The organism is Plantactinospora veratri (assembly GCF_036421995.1).
Lineage (GTDB): Bacteria > Actinomycetota > Actinomycetes > Mycobacteriales > Micromonosporaceae > Plantactinospora > Plantactinospora veratri.
The window spans coordinates 373,757-393,316 of the sequence record NZ_JAZGQL010000012.1; the positions used below are offsets into that span (position 1 = coordinate 373,757).

The following is a 19,560-nucleotide window of genomic DNA, read 5'->3' on the forward strand; positions in this document are numbered from 1 at the left end:
CACAGACTCCGACTGTCGCCGTTGACGGCGTCTTCGAAAGAGTCGAAGGAGACCCCGCCATGTCATCTCCGCTGCGCCGTACCGCTGCCGTGCTGGCAGCCGTACTCGCGCTCACCGCCGCCGGGCCGCCGCCGGCGAGCGCCGCGCCGCCGTCCGCCCCGGCGACCGGGCCGGTGGCCGCGCCCGGTACGGCCGGCGCAGGGTCGCGGGTCACCCTGGTCACCGGCGACGTCGTCGAGGTCTCGCCGGCCGGCGACGGCCGGTACGCGGCCTCGGTCCGCCCGGCGGCCGGACGTGAACGGATCACCTTCCACACCCAGGAGGTGGACGGCGGGCTGCGGGTACTGCCCAGCGACGTCGTGCCGTACGTCTCGGCCGGCATCCTGGACGAGGACCTCTTCGACGTGCAGGAGCTGATCGTCGACGGGTACGCCGACGGCGCGACGGCCAGCCTGCCGCTGATCGTCCGCTACCAGGACCCGACAGCCGACACCGTCCGCGCCCTCGCCGGTACGACCGACGCCCGGCCGCTGCCCAGCATCGGCGGCGCCGCGCTGGCCGCCGGGAAGGACTCGCTGGCCGGTCTCTGGCGGACGGTCGCACCGGCCGATCCGGGCTCGGCCCGCTCCGCAGCCGCCCTCGGTGGCGGGATCAGCCGGATCTGGCTGGACGGCCGGGTCCGGCCGGTACTCGACCGCAGCGTCGCCCAGATCGGCGCCCCGACCGCCTGGCGGGCCGGCCTGGACGGTGCCGGGGTGAAGGTCGCGGTGCTGGACACCGGGGTCGACCAGACGCACCCGGACCTGACCGGCCGGGTGACGGCGGCCCGGAACTTCAGCGACAGCCCGGACCCCACCGACCGGCACGGCCACGGTACGCACGTCGCGGCGACCGTGGCCGGCACCGGCGCGGGATCCGGCGGCACCCGCCAGGGGGTGGCCCCCGGCGCGAGCCTGCTCGCCGGCAAGGTGCTCGGCGACGACGGCAGCGGTTACGACTCCTGGATCATCGCCGGGATGGAGTGGGCCGCCGAGCAGGGCGCGGCGGTGGTCAACCTGAGCCTCGGCGGCGGCCCGACCGACGGCACCGACCCGCTCAGCGAGGCACTGGACCGGATCACCGCAGACACCGGCACCCTCTTCGTGGTCGCCGCCGGTAACGAGGGCGCGGACTACACCGTCGGGACGCCCGGCGCGGCCCCGTCCGCGCTCACCGTCGGTGCGGTGGACCGGGACGAGTCGCTCGCCGAGTTCTCCAGCCGGGGCCCGCGACTCGGCGACGAGGGACTGAAGCCGGAGATCACCGCCCCGGGCGTGGGTATCGTGGCGGCCCGCGCCGCCGGCACCACCATGGGGCGCCCGGTCGACGAGCGGTACACCGCCGCCTCCGGCACCTCGATGGCGACCCCGCACGTGGCGGGCGCGGCGGCGCTGCTGGCCCAGGCCCATCCGGACTGGTCGGCGGCACGGCTGAAGGACGCGCTGGTCAGCACCGCCCGGAGCAACCCGGAACTGTCGGTGTTCGAGGAGGGCACCGGCCGGGTGGACGTCGCCCGGGCGACCGGCCAGCGGGTGTACGCCAGCGGCCAGGTCGACTTCGGCCTGCACACCGACCCGGACGGCGCCGCCACCGCCCGGGCCGGTACGGCGGCGGTGCCGGTCGGCAAGGTCGTCACGTACACCAACGACGGGCCGGCGCCGGTGACCCTCGACCTCGCCGTCGAGCTGGAGAACGTCACCACCGAGGTGCCGGAGACCGATGCCGTCACGACCGGTTCCCGCACCGTGACCGTGCCGGCCGGAGGCTCGGTGCAGGTGCCGGTCACGGCCGACCTGGCGAAACTGGACCGGGGACTCTTCGGCGGCTGGATCACCGCGACCGGCCCGGGCGGCATGCTCGTCAGCACGGCGGTGGGGATCAGCCTGGACGGCCCCCGGCACCGGGTCACCCTCCGCGCGGTCGGCCGGGCCGGCCAGCCGGTGTCGGTGCCGGTCGTCGCGCTGATGGGTGACAGCTACCGCTGGGACAACCTGAACTTCCTGTGGGAGGGGGAGACCAAGACCATCGAGGTCGGCGAGGGTACCTACCTGCTGCACGCGCTGATCGAGGACGGCGGCGTACTCGACGAGCAGGCCACCCTGATCACCGACCCGGAACTGCGGGTCGACCGGGACCTCGAGGTACTGCTCGACGCCCGCCGGGGCACCCCGATCCGGATCGAGACACCCCGACCGGCCGAACAGCAGTCGGTACTGAGCTACTACTCGCACCGGGTCACCGGCACCGGTCGGCAGATCAGCCACGGCACCATGCACTTCAGCACGGTCCAACAGGTCAACGTCACCCCGACCAGGAGACTGACCAGCGGCCGGTACGAGTTCTCGTCGCGGTGGCAGCTCGTCGCGCCGATGGTGCGTGCCGAGGTCGCCGGAGTCGCCGGCCCACTCGACGTCAACCTGACCGGGCAGTCCCCGGCGTACGACGGCACCCGCCGGTTCCCGCTCGTCTACGCCGGCCGGGGCACCCCGGAGGAGTTGGCCGAGGCGAAGGTGCGCGGCGCGGCCGTACTCGTCGAGTCGGCCAACGAACCGGGCGGCGAGGACGCGCCGAGCGAGAGCGAGGTGACCGCGGCGGCGGCCCGGGCCGGTGCGGCGGCGACCCTGATGGTGCGTCCGGCGGACTGGTCGGCGTGGACCGTGTGGCGGCCCACCGGTGACCGGGAGCCGATCCCGATGCTGGCGGTGGCGAACGACGACGGCCGGCGGCTCATCGGGCGGGCGCAGCGCGGCGGGGCGACGCTGGCCCTGACCCTCACCACCTCCAGCCCCTACCTCTACGACGTACAGCACGTGGAACGGAACCGGATCCCGGACCGGATCGTCTACCGGGTTACCCCGGCCAACTCGACACGGATCACCACCCGGTACGCCGACAACGGCGGATTCCCCTGGGCGAAGGAGCAGCGGTTCGGATGGCGCCCCTGGCAGACCTATGCATGGAACGACACGTCCCGGTTCGTGGCGACACCGAAGGAGCGCGAGGAGTGGGTGACCACCGGCGACTCGGTCTGGCAGCACCGGGTGAGCCACGAGTGGCCGTGGAACGACTTCGGCGCGCTACAGAGCGGGATGGCCGAGCGGCCCACCAGCTACCGTGCCCGTAGCGCCGAGCAGACCTGGCTCGCCCCGGTGGTCCGCCCGGCCTCGCCGCGCGGGATACCGGAGCTGGTCTCCACCCGCACCGGTGACACTCTCGGGCTGCGGGTCCCCGAGTTCGTCGACGCCGAGGGCCACTACACGATCGGCGAGGCGTCCCGGGTCGGTGCCACGCTGTGGCGCGACGGGAAGCTGCTCGCCGAGCTGCCCGACGCCCGCCGGGACGTACCCACCACCGGGCCGGACGCCGGCTACCGGCTGGCCCTGACCACCGAGCGCACCGGCGAGGAGTGGGTCTGGGGCACCCGTACCGAGACGGTGTGGCAGTTCCGTTCCGGTCAGCGGCCCGGCGACGAGGCTCGACCGCTGCCGTTGTTGCAGGTCGACTACGCCGCGCCCGTCGACCTGACCGGACGGGCCAGCGGCCGGCCGCACACCGTCGGGCTGACCGTCCGGCACCAGGACGGTCACGCCACCGCGAAGGGGACCAGCCTGACCGCCGAGGTCTCGTTCGACGAGGGCGCCACCTGGCGGACCGTCCGGGTCACCGGGCACGGCAACGCCTACCGGGCGAGCGTTCCGGCCGGGAAGGGCACGGTCTCGCTGCGGGTCCGGGCCGCCGACCGGTCCGGCAACGCGGTCACCCAGACCGTGATCCGGGCGTACGGCCTGCGCTGAGCGGGTTCCGGGCGGGACGGCAGGGTGCCGTCCCGCCCCGGACCGGTCAGAGCCAGCCCCGGCGGGCGGCCTGGAAGGCCAACCCGGTGCGGGTGTCCACCCCGGCCAGTGCCATCAACCGCTCCAGCCGGCGCTGCACGGTCCGCCGGCTGACGCCGAGCTGCGACGCGATCGACTTGTCGGGAAAGCCGGCCACGAAGAGCGACAGCAGGAAACGCTCGCCGTCCTCCAGGGCGTCGTCGGGTGCCGCGTCGGCGAGTCCACCCCGGTCGGCGTCCCAGCGGATCGGCGTGGCCCGGTCCCAGTGGCTCTCGAAGAGCGCCAGCAGGGCATCCAGCAGCTCGCTGCGCCGGATCAGTGCGGCGGTCGGCTCCCCGACGTCGCGCTCGTCGTCCGGCACCAGCGGGCAGATCGCGGTCGACCGGTCGGCGATGGCGATCCGGACCGGCAACGTCGGCAGGGTACGGGCCTCCTCACCGGCGCGGACACTCTCCGCGATGCTCTCCAGTTCACCGGGTGCCTCCAGCAGGGCTCGCTCGTAGATCGCCCGGTAGCGCACCCCACGGGCCAGCGCCCCGGACTCCTCGGCGTTCTCCGAGCCGGACATCGCCAGCGGATTGGCCCGGCAGAACCAGAGGATCTCCTCCCGGGCCGAGTCCTGGAGGTCACGCAGCCGGTCACGCAACGCGGCCGCACCGACCACCACCTCGACCAGATGGTCGGCGTTGCGGCGCCGGGCGCTGCTCCGGTACTCCTCGGTCAGCGCCGCCACCGCCTGGCGGGCGCTCTCCAGCGACTCCTGCCGGCGCAGCAGGGTGTTGCCGAGCGCGACGTCCGGCGGCAGCGGCTCGAACACCGGGTCCGGGCCGGGTCGGGCCATGGCCAGTCCCTTGCCCCGCAGGCCCTCCAACACTCCGGTGGCCTCGTCGAGCGGCACGTCGGCCAGTCGGGCGAGATCGGCGGGCCGGGCCGCGGAGAGGCGCAGCAGCAGCCGGTACGCCCGCTCCTCCTGCGGTCGCAGCAGTCCGGTGTCGTCGAACATGCCCGTCTCCCCACTCCCCGTCGACTGCGAAGACTCTACGAAGCCACGGCCCGGTCGGCTGGCGTGGTGGCACGGGGACGTCATGGTCGTCGACGCCACCTGACTACGGTGGTGTGATGGCGAACCGGCTGAAGGTGTTGATCTCCGCCGACCTGGAGGGTGTCTCCGGGATCGTGCATCCCACCGAGACGAACCCGGGCGGCTACGACTACGAGCGCGGACGGGCGCTGATGACGGCCGAGGTGAACGCGGCGATCGCCGGGGTGCTGGACGCCGAGCCGAGCGCCGAGGTCCGCGTCGCGGACTCGCACGGCCCGTTCCGCAACCTGCTGCCCGAGGAACTCGACCGGCGGGCCCGGCTGATCCGTGGCAAGCCGCGCCCGCTGGGCATGGTGGCCGGGCTCGAAGCCGGGGCGGACGCGCTGCTCTTCGTCGGGTACCACGCCCGCGCCGGTGCCGGGCCGGCCGTGCTCGGCCACACCATCAGCGACGCCGTACTCGACGTGCGGCTCGACGGAGGGTCGGTGGGCGAGATCGGGCTCAACGCCGCCGTGGCCGGCCACTACGGCGTACCGGTGGTGCTGCTCAGCGGCGACGACGCGGCCTGCGCCGAACTCCGGGACCTGGTGCCGGAGGTGGTCACCGTCGAGGTCAAACGGGCGCTGGGCCAGGCGGCGGCGGAGACGCTGCACCCCCAGGAGGCCCGGGACCGGATCCGCCGGGGTGCCGCCGAGGCGGTCCGGGGGCGCCAGCGGGTCCGCCCCGTGCCGACCCGCACTCCGGTACGGGTGGAGCTGGACCTGTACGGCCCGTACACCGTCGACCTGGCCACCCTGGTGCCCGGCGTCACCCGGGCGGCCGGTGGCCGTACGCTCGCCTTCACCGCGCAGGACATGGCCGAGGCGTACCGGCTGGTTCAACTCCTGGTGCAGCTCGCGCAGATCAAGCCCGGCTGACCGGTCCGGCCGTCGAGGGTCGGGGTTCAGTCGGTCGGCAGGAGCGGACGCATGAAGGTCCGCTCGTACCGCACGACACAACCGGATTCGTCGCGGATCCGGTCCGCCGCGACGAACTCCGGATCGACACCGAACCGCGCCCGGTAGCGTTCGTAGGCGGCCAGGCTCTCGAAGCTGAACAGGGCCTCGGCCCGGTCGCTGGCCCCCTCGGCGGGCAGGAAGTAACCGTGGTGCACACCTCCGTGCTCGGCCACGAGCCGCATCCACGCGCGGGCGAAGCGTTCGAACGCCTCGATCTGCGCGGGGTCGATGGTGTAGTGCACGACGCAGGTGATCACGGCACCCACCGTACGGGCCGACGCCGGATCGCGGCTGGCCGTCAGCGCCGGAGCTGCCCGGTGATGGTGGGGTCGGTGATCTGGGTGTCCTTCGCGAGCATCAGCGCCTTGCTGAGGATGACGGCGAGCACCCGGTCCCCCTCGAACGGCAGGAAGACGTCGCCGGTCGAGGAGCCGGCGGTCTGCTTCGGCACGATGCAGAGATATTGGTCGTTCGGGCTCATCAGGATGTTGCCCGAGCCGAGGTGGATCTTGTAGGTGCGCAGGTCGCCCCGGACCACCAGGAAACGGCCCTCCACCTGCGCCCGCTCGGCGACGGCCAACCGGGGGACGAGGCGTTCGAGCATCTCCCGACGGGTCTGCGCGGTGCCGCTGAGTTCGCCGAAGCTGTAGGACGCCCAGTATTCCCGGAACCGTCCGCCGGGCCCGCCGTCCTGCCAGGTCGGGTCGTTGCCGACGCTGGCGACGCCGACGAACAGGTCGACGTCGCGGAGAATCTCGCTGAGCACCAGCGGCGGAATCTCGGCCAGCGGCACCGGGTCGGTCGGCTGCGCGTCCTGGGACACCCACTGCTCGTAGCCGCCGCCACCGGCGTGCGCGTAGTGCTCGGGTGCGCCGATCGGATAGAACCGGACCTGGTCGGTGGCGATCCGCAGGTATGCCCCCGACTCGGTGGTGTCGTCCTGCCACTCGTCGCCGATGCCCTCGATCCAGAACTCCGCGCGCAGCCCCCACTGCGGCAACTCGCGGGTGGCCGGCTCGTACGCGTCGTCGACCATCATCCGCAGCCTGTTGCGCCAGCCCCGGGCCGCGGCCAGGGCGTGGAACTGGTGCTGGCGCAGCACGTGCGCGGCGTACCGGTTGGAATAGACCCGGGTGTTCTCCTCGGCGGCGGTCAGCAGGTAGACCTCGCGGTGTGCCTGCTTGAACGGCTGGGTGACCCGGTGGGTCTCCAGCCAGGCGCGCCAGGCGAGCACCTCGGCCACCTCGCGGCCGATCGGGTGCCAGAGCCGGACCGTCTCGCCGGCCACGATCTCCTTCTCCTCGTGGGTGCGCAGGGCACCGTCGGCGAAGGCACACGGCACGTCGTCGACGAGCCAGATCAGCCGGCGGGCCAGCGTACCGACCAGTGGGTGGTCGAGGTAGCGGGCGCGCCAGGCGCCGAACGGCCAGACCCGCTGGGCGAGAAGCTGGCGGTCGAGGCGTTCCGCCTGGGCGGAGAGCATCTTCTCGACGTCCTTGACGGCGGCTTTGAAATCGGCGAGTTCCTCGGGGTGGGCGGACCGCACCGAGGCCGGTACCGCCTTGACGGTCTTTCCGGCGGCGTTGCGCCAGGTGACCGTGACCGTCCCGGAGGTGGCGTCCAGGGTCGCCGAGGCGTCGCCGAAGTGCGCGACGCGCACCCCCACCTCGGTCAGCCCGTACGCCGGCACGGCGAGTTCCTCGACCTCGTCCCGGGTCAACCCCAGCGCCGCCGCCCGGGCGTCGAGTGCCGAGTTCAGCTCCTTGAGGGTGCCCTTGAAGGTGACCCGGGCGGCGAGCCGGGCGATCTGGGCGAGCGCCTCCTCGGTCGGAATCCGCGACAGCGCGTGGACCGCCGCGTTGGCGATCTTTGGGCTGCGCGGGCCGAGCCCGGCGACCTTGCGCAGCGACGTCTCGACGAGCGCGCCGAGCAGCCGCGCGGTCTCGGGGTGCTCGGGCAGGAAGGAGAGCAGCCAGACCAGTCCACGCAGCGGCGTCGTGTTGAACTGGTCGAAGGACTCGTTGACGTCGTGTTCCCACTGGGTGCGGTTGAGCCGGAGGGTGCGCGGCTGCCCGACCAGCGCGAGCCAGCGCCGTAGCCGGGCACCGGGCTCGGCCAGCCCGTCGAGCAGTTCGCGGGCCGCCGCCTCCCATTTCTGCGACGGTCTGGCGCTCGTCGCGGTCGCCGCGCGCCGGAACAGCACGTGCCAGCGACGGGCCTGGTCCGCCTCGAGCGAGGCGACGTCGGCGAGGGCGCGGTCGGCCCACGCCTCGCCGGGGTTGAGCGCCGGTGCGTCGAGCTTGTCGAGCAGCGGCTTGAGCGCGTCGGCCGAGCCCCAGTAGCCGTGCGCGACGGTCCGGCGCATCACGGCGACGACCTCCGGCGGCAGCGACCGCCCGGTTTCGCGCAGGAGTTCGGCCATCTGCCGCAGCTCGTCGCCACCGAAGAAGGCGGTGTGCCGGGCGGCGAAGGCGAGCGCGACGGCGGCCGATTCCGGGCTGTCGATCTTGCCGTAGGGCTTGACCAGGATCTTCAACAGCTCGTTGGTGACCCGGCGCTGCTCGGCTTCGCTGACCAGGCAGCAACGGTCGAGGATCGCCATCAGCAGCTCGGGCTTGCGCTCGGGCGCGACGAGACCGAGCGCGTCGGTGACGTGCCGGCTCTCCCTGCCCCAGTCGCCGGTGTAGCCGGCGGTGTAGGCCATGGTCTCGTCAACGAGGCCCTCGACGTCACCGCGCCGGGCCAGCTCCGCCATCCGTTCGCCGGCTTCGGTCGCCGGCCGGTCCGGTCCGCAGTGGAGCATCGGCACCGGCATCAGCCACCGACCAGCGGTACGAGCTTGAGGAAGGTGATCCGGGTGCCCCGGGCCAGCTCCACCACCGCGTCCAGCTCGTCGACCTGCCGGTCGTCGACGAGGACGATGAAACCGTTGCGGGAGAACGCCTCCAGCGCACGATCGGCCTGCTCGTCCGGGTCGATCCGCCGGGGCTGCCGGAGCTTGAAACCGTTGAGCGTCCGCTCGGTGTCGGTCGGCTGCACCAGACCCCGGAAGAGGTCGCCGCCCTTCGCGTTGTGCTCGGCGACCTCCTGGAAGACGCGTCGCCGGATCACCTCCCGCAGCGGCAGGCGCTCCTCGAAGATCTCCAGGTGCCATGCGGCGCCGCGCTCGCCCGCGGTCGTCTCGTCGACGAAACTCACCATCGCCATGGCGCCGCAGTCTAGGGCCGCCCACCGACAGCGTGTCGGCGGTGCGGCCCACCGGAGCACCGGACGGTCAGGAGGTAAGGACGTTCGGCGGCGGGACGAGGCGCCGGAAGGACTCGGCCGCCCGGGCGATCTCCACCCCGGCGCCGGTCAGCACCGGCTCGCCGTGGCCGGGGAGCAGTACGTCGACCCGGTGCCCGGCGAGTGCGACCACCGTCTCGGCGTACCGGTCGAGCCGGCAGTCGTGGATCGCCTGCATGCTCACCCGCCCACCGGCGAAGAGGCAGTCCCCGCTGAACAGGATGGTGCGGCCGGCGCGCCGCAGCAGTACGACGAGGTGGCCGTCGCAGTGCCCGGGTGCGTCGACGATCCGGATGTCGAGGTCGCCGGCCCGGACGACGTCACCGCCGGCCAGCACCCGGTCCACCGTGGCCGGCGCGAGCCGGTAGTCGGACGGGTAGACCCCGGCCGCCCGGGCCACCGCCAGGGAACTGCGCGACTCGTCGGCGGTGGCGAGCGCGGCCGAGGTCTCGGCGCTGGCCAGCAGGGGCAGCCCGGCGGCCCGCGCGGCGGCGGCGCCGCCGGCGTGGTCGGCGTGGTAGTGCGTGACGACGACGCCGGCCAGGGCGGCCGGGTCGCAGACCTCGGCGACGGCGGCCAGCCAGGCCCGCGCACCCAGGCCGGTCCCGGTGTCGACCAGTACGCCGCCCGTGCCGTCCCAGATCAGGTAGCAGTGGCAGTCGTGCGGGTCGGTGCGGGCGTCGGGATGGCTGCCGCTGCCGACCAGCCAGACGGAGTCGACCAGGGGGACGGCGCCCATCGTGCTCAGCTCGCCCGCGTCGGGTCGCGGCGTACGGCCACGACGTCGATCTCGACCAGGATCCCGGCGAGGGTGCTGCCGACGGTGGTCCGTACCGGGTAGGGCGGCCGGAAGCGCCTGGCGTACACCTCGTTGTAGGCGGCGAAGTCCCGGTCGAGGTGTTGCAGGTGCACGGTCGCCTTCACGACGTCGCCGAGGCCCAGTCCGACGGTGCGCAGCGCGTCCTCGACGTTGTCGAGCACCTGCTCGGTCTGCGCGGTGATCCCCTCCGGTACGACGCCGGTGGCCGGGTTCTGCGGTCCGAAGCCGGCGGTCCAGACCAGCGTGCCGGTGTCGACGACGTGACTGTAGGGTCCGGCCGGTTCGGGCAGGTCGGGGCTGGTGTGGGCGGTCCAGGTCACTTGGCGGTCTCCCTCGGTTCGCTGCTGGGGCGGTGCAGGTCGGACATGACCTCGTAGCGGTCGTGGCGGTAACGGGACCGGGAACGCTGCGCCGGGCGGCGGTTGGTGTCGTAGAAGACGTCGACGATCTCCAGTGCCGGGGCGTGTTCCGGCAGGCCGAGCAGTTGGGCGTCGCGTGACGGTGCGGGTACGGCGCGTACCCGGCGTCGGGCCGCCGCGACCACCACGCCGGCCCGGGCCAGCACCTCGTGCAGCGACCCCTCCAGTTCGGCGGCTTCCAGGATGCGCTGGAACCGGGCCGGCAGGTGGGCGTCCTCCAGGCACATCGGCTCGTCGTCGGCGAAGCGGAGCCGTTCCAGCCGGATCACCGGGCTCTCCACCTCGACCCCGAGGTCGAGGGCGACCTCGGGGGAGGCGGCGACCTCCTCGATCGCCACGAGGCGGCTGCTCGGCCGCAGCCCCCGGGAACGCATGTCCTCGGTGAAGGAGGAGAGGTTGGGGCCCATGGCCACGGTGGGCCGGCGGACGAACGTGCCGAGGCCGGGAACGCGTTCCACCCGTCCGTCGGTGGCCAATGCGTCGAGCGCCTGCCGGACCGTCATCCGGCTGACCTCGAAGCGCACGGCGAGATCCTTCTCCGAGGGCAGCCGGGACCCGACCGGCAGGTTCCGGCACTGCTCGCGGAGAGCGTTCGTGATCGCGACGTGTTTCGGCGTTGACATGAAGTGAGCATCCCGTATCTCCGGCTGGCGGCCGTACCCGGCCAGGTCGGGTCCAGACCCGGTTCTCCCTTGCTCTTGACTGGTCTAGACCGCCTCGGTATGGTCCGGAACATTATTCCAACACCGCTCGGTCCGTCTAGTCCGCAGCGTCGTCGTCAGCCGCACGAAGAGTCGTGACGATCCGGAAGCTCGCGGAACACCTGAAGGCCGTGAGAGGAGTACCAGCTCATGAGGTACGGGAAGGTCAAGCGGCTGACCGCTGTGGCCGTGGCCGCGGTGGTCGGGCTCTCGGCCGCCGCGTGCGGCGGTTCGAGTGGGCCAGCCGGTGACGACAAGACACTGATCCTGTGGCACATGGAACAGCCACCGAACCGGGTCGAGGGGTTCCAGAAACTGATCGACGGCTACAACGCCACGAACCCGGAATACAAGGTCCAGGCGCAGGTCCAGGACTGGAACCAGATCTACACGAAGATCTCGGGCGCGGTGCAGTCGAAGACGCAGCCCGACATCCTCTTCACCATCCCCGACTTCACCACCTACGTACGCCCGCTCGGCGCGGTCCGGCCGGTGACCTCGCTGGTGGAGGAACTCGACAAGGCACACACCTTCGGCGAGGCGGCCAAGGCACCCTACCGGGACGACGACCAGTACTGGGCCGTCCCGCTCTACGGCATGGTGCAGATGCTCTGGTACCGCAAGGACCTGCTGGCCAAGGCCGGCATCAACGAACCGCCGAAGACCACCAGCGAACTGCTGGCGGACGCCCAGAAGCTCACCCAGGGCAACCAGAAGGGGATCGCGCTGCCGGCCGGCAAGAACCTCGCCACCGACCAGGTGCTCTACAGCCTGATGCTGACCAGCGGGGCCGGGAACTTCTTCACCCCCACCGGTGAGATCAACTTCAACACCCCGGAAACCGTCCGGGCCCTCACCCTCTACCGGGACCTGCTCAAGCAGTCGCCGTCGGACAGCGGCAACTACTCCTGGGGCGAGCCGCAGGCGGCGTTCAACAGCGGCGCGGCGGCGATGGCGATCGAGAAGGGGCAGTACCTGGCGCCGTTCGAGTCCGAGTCGGGCCGTCCGGCGAGCGACCTGGGCTGCGCCCCGATCCCGGTCGCGGACTCCGGCGGCAAGCCGGGCAGCATCTACTACTCCAACGCCGCCATGGTGATGTCGGGCGACGACGCCAAGGCCGCCGGTGCGGAGGCGTTCCTGAAGTACGTCCTCCAGCCGGAGAACTACGGCACCCTGCTCAACTCCGAGCCGGGCCTGTTCCTGCCGCTGACCGCCGACGGTGCCACCGCCGAGTCCTGGACCAGCAACGAGGTCATCCAGAAGTACCGGGGCTGCGTCGACGCCATGCTCGAACAGTCGAAGACCGGTGCCCTGTTCGGTTTCGTCGACGGCCAGTACGTCGACTCCGTCGGCAAGATCTCCGGGCAGAACATCCTGGCCCAGGTCGTGCAGCGGATGTACAGCAGCGGAGAGTCGCCGGAGGCGGCGGCCAAGTGGGGTGACGAGCAGATGCGTGCGGCGGTCGCCAAGTGAGCAGCCGCAGCGCGGCGCCGGGTACCGGGGAGGTCATCCCCGGTACCCGGGCGGCCGGGCGGCCGGCGACGGCCGCCCGCCGTCGCCGGCCCTGGCACACGCACCTGCTCGGGTACGGCCTCGTCGCGCCGCTGGTGCTGCTCATGCTCGGCGTGATCGGCTATCCGCTGCTGAACACGGTGCTGCTCAGCCTCCAGGACCAGGGCGTCGTCGGCAGCAGCTCGAACTTCGTCGGCCTCGACAACTACACCGAGGCGTTCGGCGACGGCGCGTTCTGGGCCTCGATCGGGCGGTCCGGAATCTGGCTGGCCGGCAACCTGCTGGTGCAGACCCTCATCGCCTTCGGCACCGCGCTGCTGATCGGCCGGTCCGGGCGCTGGGCCCGGGCCTCCCGGACCTGGGTGCTCATCCCCTGGGTGATCCCGACCGTCGCGGTCGCGGTCATCTGGCAGTGGCTGAGCAACAGCAACTACGGCATCGTGCCGAAGCTCGCCGCCGCGGTCGGGATCGACGGGCTGGGCAGCCCGTTCGGGGACAGCGCGCTGGCGATGCCGGCGCTGATCCTGATGAACAGCTGGCACTGGTTCCCGCTCGGCGCGGTCGTCATCTTCGGCGCGCTGCGGACGATCCCCGGCGAGATCTACGAGGCCGCCCGGGTGGACGGCGCCGACGCCTGGCGGATCTTCTGGCGGATCACCTTCCCGCTGCTCCAGCCGGTGCTCTTCGCGCTCGGGCTGGTCGGGTCGCTCTGGTCGTTCAACATCGTCGACTCGATCTACCTGGTCACCAAGGGCGGGCCCGCCGACGCGACGACGACGGCCCCGATCTTCATCTACAACAAGGCCTTCAACCAGTTCCAGGCGAGCGACGCCGCCGCCGTCAGCGTGATCACGATCATCCTGCTGGCCGCCCTCGCCTTCTTCTACATCCGCGTCGCGAAGCCGAAGGAGGACTCGTGACATCCGCGCCGCCGGTGACGTCCCGGCTGTCCTGGGCGCGGCTGCCGCGCCTCGTCACCTGGACCGTGCTCACCGCCATCGTGCTCGGCCCGCTCTACTGGATCACGATCTCGGCGTTCAAGGACCGTGAGGAGATCCTGCGTACGACGCCGACGCTGATTCCGACCAACCCGACCCTGGACAACTTCCGGCAGCTCTTCACCGCGACGGACTATCCGAGCTATCTCACCAACAGCTTCGTCATCGCGCTCTCCACCGCGCTCTGCACCGTACTGGTGTCGTTCGCGGCGGCGTACGGGCTCTACCGGCTGCGCATTCCGGGCGGCAACAAGCTGGCCGGGGCGATCCTGGTGGCGTACATGATCCCCGGGACGCTGCTGCTGGTGCCGCTCTACCAGGCGTTCGCGGCGGTGGAGCTGATCGACACCAGGAACGCGCTGGTGATCGTGAACGTCGCGTTCACCGCACCGTTCTGCACCTGGCTGCTGCGCGGCTTCTTCTTCGCGATCCCCCGGGACATCGACGAGGCCGCCGCCGTCGACGGGGCCGGCCCGGTCCGGATGATGCTGCGGATCGTCCTGCCGCTGCTCGCGCCGGGCATCTCGACCGTCGCCGTCTACGCCTTCGTCTTCTCCTGGACCGAGTTCGTGTTCGCCTCGCAGCTCATCGTCAGCGACCAGCTCAAGACCCTGCCGATCGGGCTGAGCGCGATCATGGGCCAGTACACCGTGAACTGGGGGCTGCTGATGGCCGGTACGGTCTGCACGGTCATTCCCGCGATCGTCCCGTTCCTCTTCGCCGGCCGCTACTTCGTCGGCGGCCTGACCGCGGGAGCGGTCAAGTGAGCGGCACGGCGCCCGCCGGGGGCGCGGCGTGGTCGGCACAGGAGGTCACCGCCGCCGGGTACGCGGCCCGCGTGCAGGAGGTCCTCGGCCGCGCCCTGGCCGAGGAACTGCCGGCGGTGCGACGGGCCGCGGAACTGGTCGCCCGGTCGTGGGCCGCGAAGGGCCTCTTCTACGTCTTCGGCAGCGGACATTCGCACATCTTCGGCGAGGAGGCGTTCTACCGGGCCGGCGGCGCGGTACGGGTCTGCCCGATCCTCAAGCCCGCGCACATGCTGCACGAGGGCGCGGTACGCAGCACCGTGCTGGAACGGGAGCACGGGCACGCCGAAGCGGTGCTGGCGGGGTACCGGCTCGACGGCGACCGCGACGTCCTGCTGGTCGTCTCCAACTCGGGCGCGAACCCGCTGCCCGTCGAGGTCGCCCGGGCCGCGAAGGCGCGCGGCCTGCCGCTGATCGCGATCACCTCCCGCCGGTACGCCTCGGCGATCTCCCGGCCCGGTCCACGGCTGCACGACATCGCCGACGTGGTCGTCGACAACCACTGCCCGCCCGGCGACGCGCTCGTCGAGCTGGGCCCCGGGCTGCCGTCCGCCGGCCCGTCGTCCAGTGTGGTCGGTCTGGCCCTGCTCGACGCGATCATCGTCGAGGCGCTCGGCATCCAGATCCGGCGCGGCGAGACGCCGGAGGTCTTCATGAGCGCGAACATGCCCGGCGCCGCCGAGCACAACAGCGAGGCCGCGCGGCGGATGTCCGACATCGTCCCGCACCTGTAGCCCGTCGCACACCTGAGGAAGGGAAGAGACCCGGTGAAGATCAGTTTTGAGGTCTGGCCGAACATGCCCTGGGGCCGGCTGGAGGCCGCCGGCCCGGCCTGGAACTCCTGGGGGGACAAGCCGGCGACCTGGTGCGTGGAGCAGACCGCGAAGTACGGCTACGACGGTGTCGACTTCATCTTCGCGAAGCTGCTGGAGGCGCCGAAGGCCGAGTACGACCAGCAGTTGCGGGACGTGCGGGCCACGGCGGAGCGGGTCGGCATCGACATCGGCTACCTCGGCCACCACACCACGTTCGTCAGCCCCCGGGAGTTCGACCGGGAGCGCGGCATCGAGTCGTTCAAGAAGGCCCTCGACGCGGCGGCCGTACTCGGCGCGAAGTCGGTCTGCACGCTGATCGGCGACGGCTACTACGACCCGCCGCTGAACGTCCTGCTCAGCCGCAAGGACGCCTGGCGGCAGTGCCGGGAGGCGATCACCGAGGTGGCGGCGCACGCGTCGACGCTCGGGCTCAACGTCAGCATCGAACTGTTGCAGGGCACCATCCTCAACCGGGTCGAGCTGATCGAGCGGATGTTCGACGAGGTCGGCGCGAGCAACCTGCGGATGACGATGGACACCGGGGCCTTCTACGTCGCGGTGAAGCCGTTCATGAACGTCAAGCAGGCGATCAAGCGGCTCGGCCCGTACATCGACATCGTGCAGATCAAGGACGAGGTCGGGCTGCCGACGATCGTGCACTGCAACCACATCTGGTTCGGCGGCGGGCTGGTCGACTTCCGGGAGACGTACGAGGCGCTCGCGGAGATCAACTTCGACGGGTACGTCAGCGTCGAGTGGGAGGGCTGGCAGGTCGGCGGCAACATCGGCGTCGGCGAGCCGGCCGGGGTGGGGCTCGCCGACTTCGACCGGGTCGCGGAGGAGTCCCTCGAATACCTGATGGAGTTCGGCTTCGTCCCCCGGCGCAGCCGTTGACCGGCGCCGTACCGGGCAACGCCCTGCTGGTCGGCATCGACCTGGGTACCACCGGGGTGAAGGTGGTGGCCGTCGACGCCGCGACCGGCGCCACGGCGGCCCGGTCCTACCGGGACTACCCGTCGGACACCGGCCGGCCGGGCCGGCACGAGCAGGACCCGGCCGACTGGTGGCGCGCGGCGGCCGGCGCGGTCCGGGAGGCGCTCGCCGACCTCGACCCCGGCGCGGTGGCCGGGGTCGGGCTGAGCGGCCACATGCACGCGGTGGCGCTCTTCGACGACCGGGACCGTCCGGTACGGCCGGCGATGACCTGGGCGGACCGGCGGGCCGTCGCCGAGGTGCGGGACCTGCGCGAGCGCGGGGACCTCTTCGGCGAGCTGACCGGCAACCCGGTGGTCGAGGCGTTCAGCGCCCCCAAGCTCGCCTGGCTGGTCCGGCACGAACCCGAGGCGGTACGCCGGGCCGTCCGGATGGTCCAGCCGAAGGACGTGCTGCGGCACCACCTCACCGGCGACTGGGGCACCGACCCCACCGACGCGGCCGGCACCCTGCTCTACGACGTGGGTCGGCGCCGGTGGGAGCCCCGGTTGTGGGCCAGTTGCGGGGCAGACGAGCGGCTGGCGCCCCGGGTGCAGGGCTCGGCGGAGATCGTCGGGACGGTCCGACCCGAGGCGGCCGAGGCGACCGGACTGCCCGCCGGTACCCCGGTGGTGGCCGGCGGCGGCGACGTCTCCTGCGCCGCGCTCGGTGCCGGGGCGGTCGCCGACGGCCGGGTCTACGTCAACGTCGGCACGGCCGCCCAGATCGTCACCCCGGTAGCCGAGCCGCGGGCCGGCGTCGACCGGTTCGTCTTCGCCCGGGCCGGCGAGGACGGCTTCCTCGGCATGGTCTCCTCGTACGCGGCCGGACTGGCGATCCGCTGGGCCGAGCGGAACCTGCTCGCCGGTGGCGCCCCGGAGGTGCCGGACGGCACGGCGGACCGGCTGGCCCGGGAGAGCCGCCCCGGCGCCGCAGGACTGACCTTCCTGCCGTACCTGCTCGGCGCCAGCGCCCCGATCCACGACCCGGCGGTCCGGGCCGCGCTGCTCGGTGCCGCTCCGGAACACGGACCCGCCGACATCGCCCGGGCCGCGCTGGAGGGCGTCGCGTACGCCTGTGCGGCGGCCGTGGCGCAACTCCTCGACGGCGCCGGTGCCGCGACCGAGATCCGGGTCGGCGGCGGGGTGACCCGCTCGCAGGTCTGGTGCGAGGCGTTCGCCGCCGCCTGCGACGCGCCGGTACGACGGCTCGGCCAGGACGCCTCGCCACGTGGCGCCGTCGCGCTGGCCGGGATCGGCGCCGGGATCTGGCCGGACGTCGCCGCCGCCTGCGCGGTGCTCGACGACAGCGCGCCGCTGACCGCCCCGGACGAGCACCGTGCCGCCTACCGGCAGGCCCGGCACCGCTACACCGCCGCCTCGGCGGCCGTCGCCGAACTGCACCGCGACCCGGCCCTCACCGGTGGTGCCGCATGATCGGGCGGATCGACCCGGAAGCGGTGCTGGCGGAGGCCGCCCGGCTGATCGCGATCGAGGGCCACCAGGACCATCCCGGGCAGGAGCGCGCGGTCGCCGACTACCTCGCCGACCGGCTGCGCGGCTGCGGCGCCGAGGTGCGGCTGCAACCGGTGCGGGGCGACCGGGCGAACGTGATCGCCCGGGTACCCGGCACCCGCCCCGGCCCGACCCTGATGCTCAACGCCCACCTGGACACCGTGCCGCCGTACGGCATGCCGGACGCGCTGCGGCCCAGGGTCGCCGACGGCCGGCTCTGGGGCCGGGGCGCCGTCGACATGAAGGGCGCGCTCGCGGCGATGATCGCCGTCGTCGAGCTGCTCGCCGCCCCGGACGTCACGTTCGACGGCGAACTGCTGCTGACCGGGGTGGCCGGGGAGGAGAACGGCAGCCCGGGAATGCGGGCGCTGGTGGAGGCCGGCGTACGCGCCGACTTCGCGATCGTCGGCGAGCCGACGATGCTGCGGGTCGGGCGGGCGCACAAGGGCGCGATGTGGGCGCAGGCGACGTTCCGGGGCGTCGCCACGCACGGCAGCGTGCCGCAGGACGGGGTCAACGCCGTCTACCACGCGGCCCGGTTCATCGCGGCGGTCGAGCGGGACCTGGTACCCCGGCTCGACCGGCGCCGTCATCCGCTGCTCGGGCCCGCGACCGTCAACGTCGGGGTGGTGGCCGGTGGCGACCGCCCGCCGATGGTTCCCGCCTCCTGCGTCGTGCAACTCGACCGCCGGTGGCTGCCGTCGGAGCGGCACGACGAGATACTCGCCGAGCTGCGCGAGGTCGTGGCGGAGCTGCGCCGGGCGGACTCCCGGGTGGACGCGACGGTCGAGGAGATGGCCGGTACGTCGACCTTCGTGCACGCCCCGCTGGACTGCCCGCCCGACGACCCGCACCTGCGGATGCTCTGCGCCGTCGCCGCCGACCCCGAGCCGGTCGGGTTGCAGTTCTGGACCGATGCCGCGCTGCTCGCCGCCACCGGCACTCCGGCGGCGGTCTGCGGACCGGGCGACATCGCCCAGGCACACTCCCTGGCCGAGTGGGTGCTCGTCGACCAGCTACGCGGCGCGGCCGAGGTCTACTGTGCTATGGCGCAGCGGATGCTGTCGGTGCGCCCGCTGGAGACCGACGCCGGGATGAGGGCATGAAGATGGTCAACAACGAGCGGAAACCCGACGGTCTGCGGGCGGTCGAACGGACCGTGGCGGTGCTGGCGGCGCTGGCGGAGAGCCCCTCGGGGGCGTCGCTGACCGAACTCGTCAAGGCGACCGAGATTCCGGCCACCACCCTGCACCGGATGCTCGGTGTGCTGCGCGGCACCGCGCTGGTCCGGGAGACCGCCGACGGCCGGTACGCGCTGGCCGCCGGCACGATGACGCTGGCCCGCTCCTATCTGGACGGGCTCGACCTGCGGCAGGAGGCGCTGGGGGTGATGCGGCCGCTCTCGGCGCTTACCGGCGAGACCTGCCACCTCGGCGTACTCGCCCTGGTGCACGTCGTCTACATCGAGAAGATCGACAGTCCGTCCCGGGTCCGGATGCACAGCCGGGTCGGCCAGACCAACCCGGCGCTGACCACCGCGATCGGCCGGGCCATCCTCGCCCACTCACCGGCGCACGTCGTGGACGAGGTGGTCGACGCGCACCAGCGGCTCTCCGGCGAACGGCTGGACCGTGCCGAGGTCGACGCGCTGCTGGCCGGGGTACGGGTCGACGGCTACGCCCGGGACATCCAGGAGAGCGAACTCGGCATCTGCTGCGTCGCGGCCCCGGTCTTCGACCACACCGGCCACGTCGTCGCCGGGCTGAGCATCTCGGCCCCGGCGACCCGGTTCGACGCCGGGGCCGC

At 72.6% G+C, this 19,560-nt stretch carries 17 protein-coding genes; 10 read left to right on the forward strand and 7 right to left on the reverse strand.

The annotated features are described in order from the left end of the window. Positions 1–59 precede the first annotated feature (59 nt). On the forward strand, positions 60–3,833 hold the full coding sequence (locus tag V1634_RS18455) for a S8 family serine peptidase (RefSeq protein WP_331209096.1): 3,774 nt from the start codon (positions 60–62) through the stop codon (positions 3,831–3,833). A gap of 46 nt (positions 3,834–3,879) precedes the next feature. Here V1634_RS18455 and V1634_RS18460 read toward each other — a convergent pair whose 3' ends face one another. Next, on the reverse strand, positions 3,880–4,875 hold the full coding sequence (locus tag V1634_RS18460) for a helix-turn-helix domain-containing protein (protein WP_331209097.1): 996 nt from the start codon (positions 4,873–4,875) through the stop codon (positions 3,880–3,882). Positions 4,876–4,991: 116 nt separating this feature from the next. Between V1634_RS18460 and V1634_RS18465 the strand changes: the two genes are divergently transcribed. Next, positions 4,992–5,831, forward strand: a complete 840-nt coding sequence (locus tag V1634_RS18465) for a M55 family metallopeptidase (RefSeq protein ID WP_331209098.1) — start codon at positions 4,992–4,994, stop codon at positions 5,829–5,831. Positions 5,832–5,857: 26 nt separating this feature from the next. On the opposite strand, the gene V1634_RS18470 is transcribed toward V1634_RS18465, so the two are convergent. The 6 genes from V1634_RS18470 to V1634_RS18495 all read right to left on the reverse strand — a co-directional run bounded on the left by V1634_RS18470 (position 5,858) and on the right by V1634_RS18495 (position 11,059). After that, positions 5,858–6,169 (reverse strand): NIPSNAP family protein, encoded by a 312-nt coding sequence (locus V1634_RS18470; protein WP_331209099.1) that lies wholly within the window; start codon positions 6,167–6,169, stop codon positions 5,858–5,860. Between the two features lie 41 nt (positions 6,170–6,210). Beyond that, positions 6,211–8,715: a DUF4132 domain-containing protein gene (locus V1634_RS18475; protein WP_331209100.1), complete on the reverse strand. Its 2,505-nt coding sequence runs from the start codon at positions 8,713–8,715 to the stop codon at positions 6,211–6,213. Between the two features lie 11 nt (positions 8,716–8,726). After that, complete coding sequence (locus V1634_RS18480) at positions 8,727–9,119, reverse strand: hypothetical protein (RefSeq protein ID WP_331209101.1); 393 nt, start codon at positions 9,117–9,119, stop codon at positions 8,727–8,729. Between the two features lie 67 nt (positions 9,120–9,186). Then, entirely contained in the window at positions 9,187–9,936 is a 750-nt protein-coding gene (locus tag V1634_RS18485) for an MBL fold metallo-hydrolase (RefSeq protein WP_331209102.1), read from the reverse strand. 5 nt (positions 9,937–9,941) lie between these two features. Beyond that, positions 9,942–10,337 (reverse strand): RidA family protein, encoded by a 396-nt coding sequence (locus V1634_RS18490; RefSeq protein WP_331209103.1) that lies wholly within the window; start codon positions 10,335–10,337, stop codon positions 9,942–9,944. Beyond that, a complete protein-coding gene (locus tag V1634_RS18495) occupies positions 10,334–11,059 on the reverse strand; it encodes a GntR family transcriptional regulator (protein WP_331209104.1) in 726 nt (241 codons plus the stop codon). The genes V1634_RS18490 and V1634_RS18495 overlap by 4 nt, the downstream gene beginning before the upstream one ends. 228 nt (positions 11,060–11,287) lie before the next feature. Between V1634_RS18495 and V1634_RS18500 the strand changes: the two genes are divergently transcribed. The 8 genes from V1634_RS18500 to V1634_RS18535 all read left to right on the forward strand — a co-directional run. After that, entirely contained in the window at positions 11,288–12,610 is a 1,323-nt protein-coding gene (locus V1634_RS18500) for an ABC transporter substrate-binding protein (RefSeq protein ID WP_331209105.1), read from the forward strand. Continuing rightward, positions 12,607–13,569, forward strand: coding sequence for a carbohydrate ABC transporter permease (locus tag V1634_RS18505; RefSeq protein ID WP_331209106.1), 963 nt, complete (start codon positions 12,607–12,609; stop codon positions 13,567–13,569). The genes V1634_RS18500 and V1634_RS18505 overlap by 4 nt, the downstream gene beginning before the upstream one ends. After that, the gene (locus V1634_RS18510) at positions 13,566–14,414 is read left to right on the forward strand and encodes a carbohydrate ABC transporter permease (protein ID WP_331209107.1); all 849 of its coding nucleotides are present in this window, start codon (positions 13,566–13,568) and stop codon (positions 14,412–14,414) included. Before V1634_RS18505 ends, V1634_RS18510 begins: the two co-directional genes overlap by 4 nt. Continuing rightward, positions 14,411–15,187, forward strand: coding sequence for an SIS domain-containing protein (locus V1634_RS18515; protein WP_331209108.1), 777 nt, complete (start codon positions 14,411–14,413; stop codon positions 15,185–15,187). Before V1634_RS18510 ends, V1634_RS18515 begins: the two co-directional genes overlap by 4 nt. A 33-nt stretch (positions 15,188–15,220) precedes the next feature. Further along, positions 15,221–16,162 carry a sugar phosphate isomerase/epimerase family protein gene (locus V1634_RS18520; protein ID WP_101365630.1) on the forward strand — a complete coding sequence of 314 codons (942 nt, stop codon included), beginning with the start codon at positions 15,221–15,223 and terminating at the stop codon, positions 16,160–16,162. Next, positions 16,159–17,676 (forward strand): xylulokinase, encoded by a 1,518-nt coding sequence (locus V1634_RS18525; protein WP_331209109.1) that lies wholly within the window; start codon positions 16,159–16,161, stop codon positions 17,674–17,676. Before V1634_RS18520 ends, V1634_RS18525 begins: the two co-directional genes overlap by 4 nt. After that, positions 17,673–18,860, forward strand: coding sequence for a M20 family metallopeptidase (locus V1634_RS18530; RefSeq protein WP_331209110.1), 1,188 nt, complete (start codon positions 17,673–17,675; stop codon positions 18,858–18,860). Before V1634_RS18525 ends, V1634_RS18530 begins: the two co-directional genes overlap by 4 nt. Beyond that, a partial coding sequence (locus V1634_RS18535; protein WP_331209111.1) for an IclR family transcriptional regulator occupies positions 18,857–19,560 on the forward strand: 704 nt, incomplete at its 3' end. The genes V1634_RS18530 and V1634_RS18535, both read left to right, overlap by 4 nt.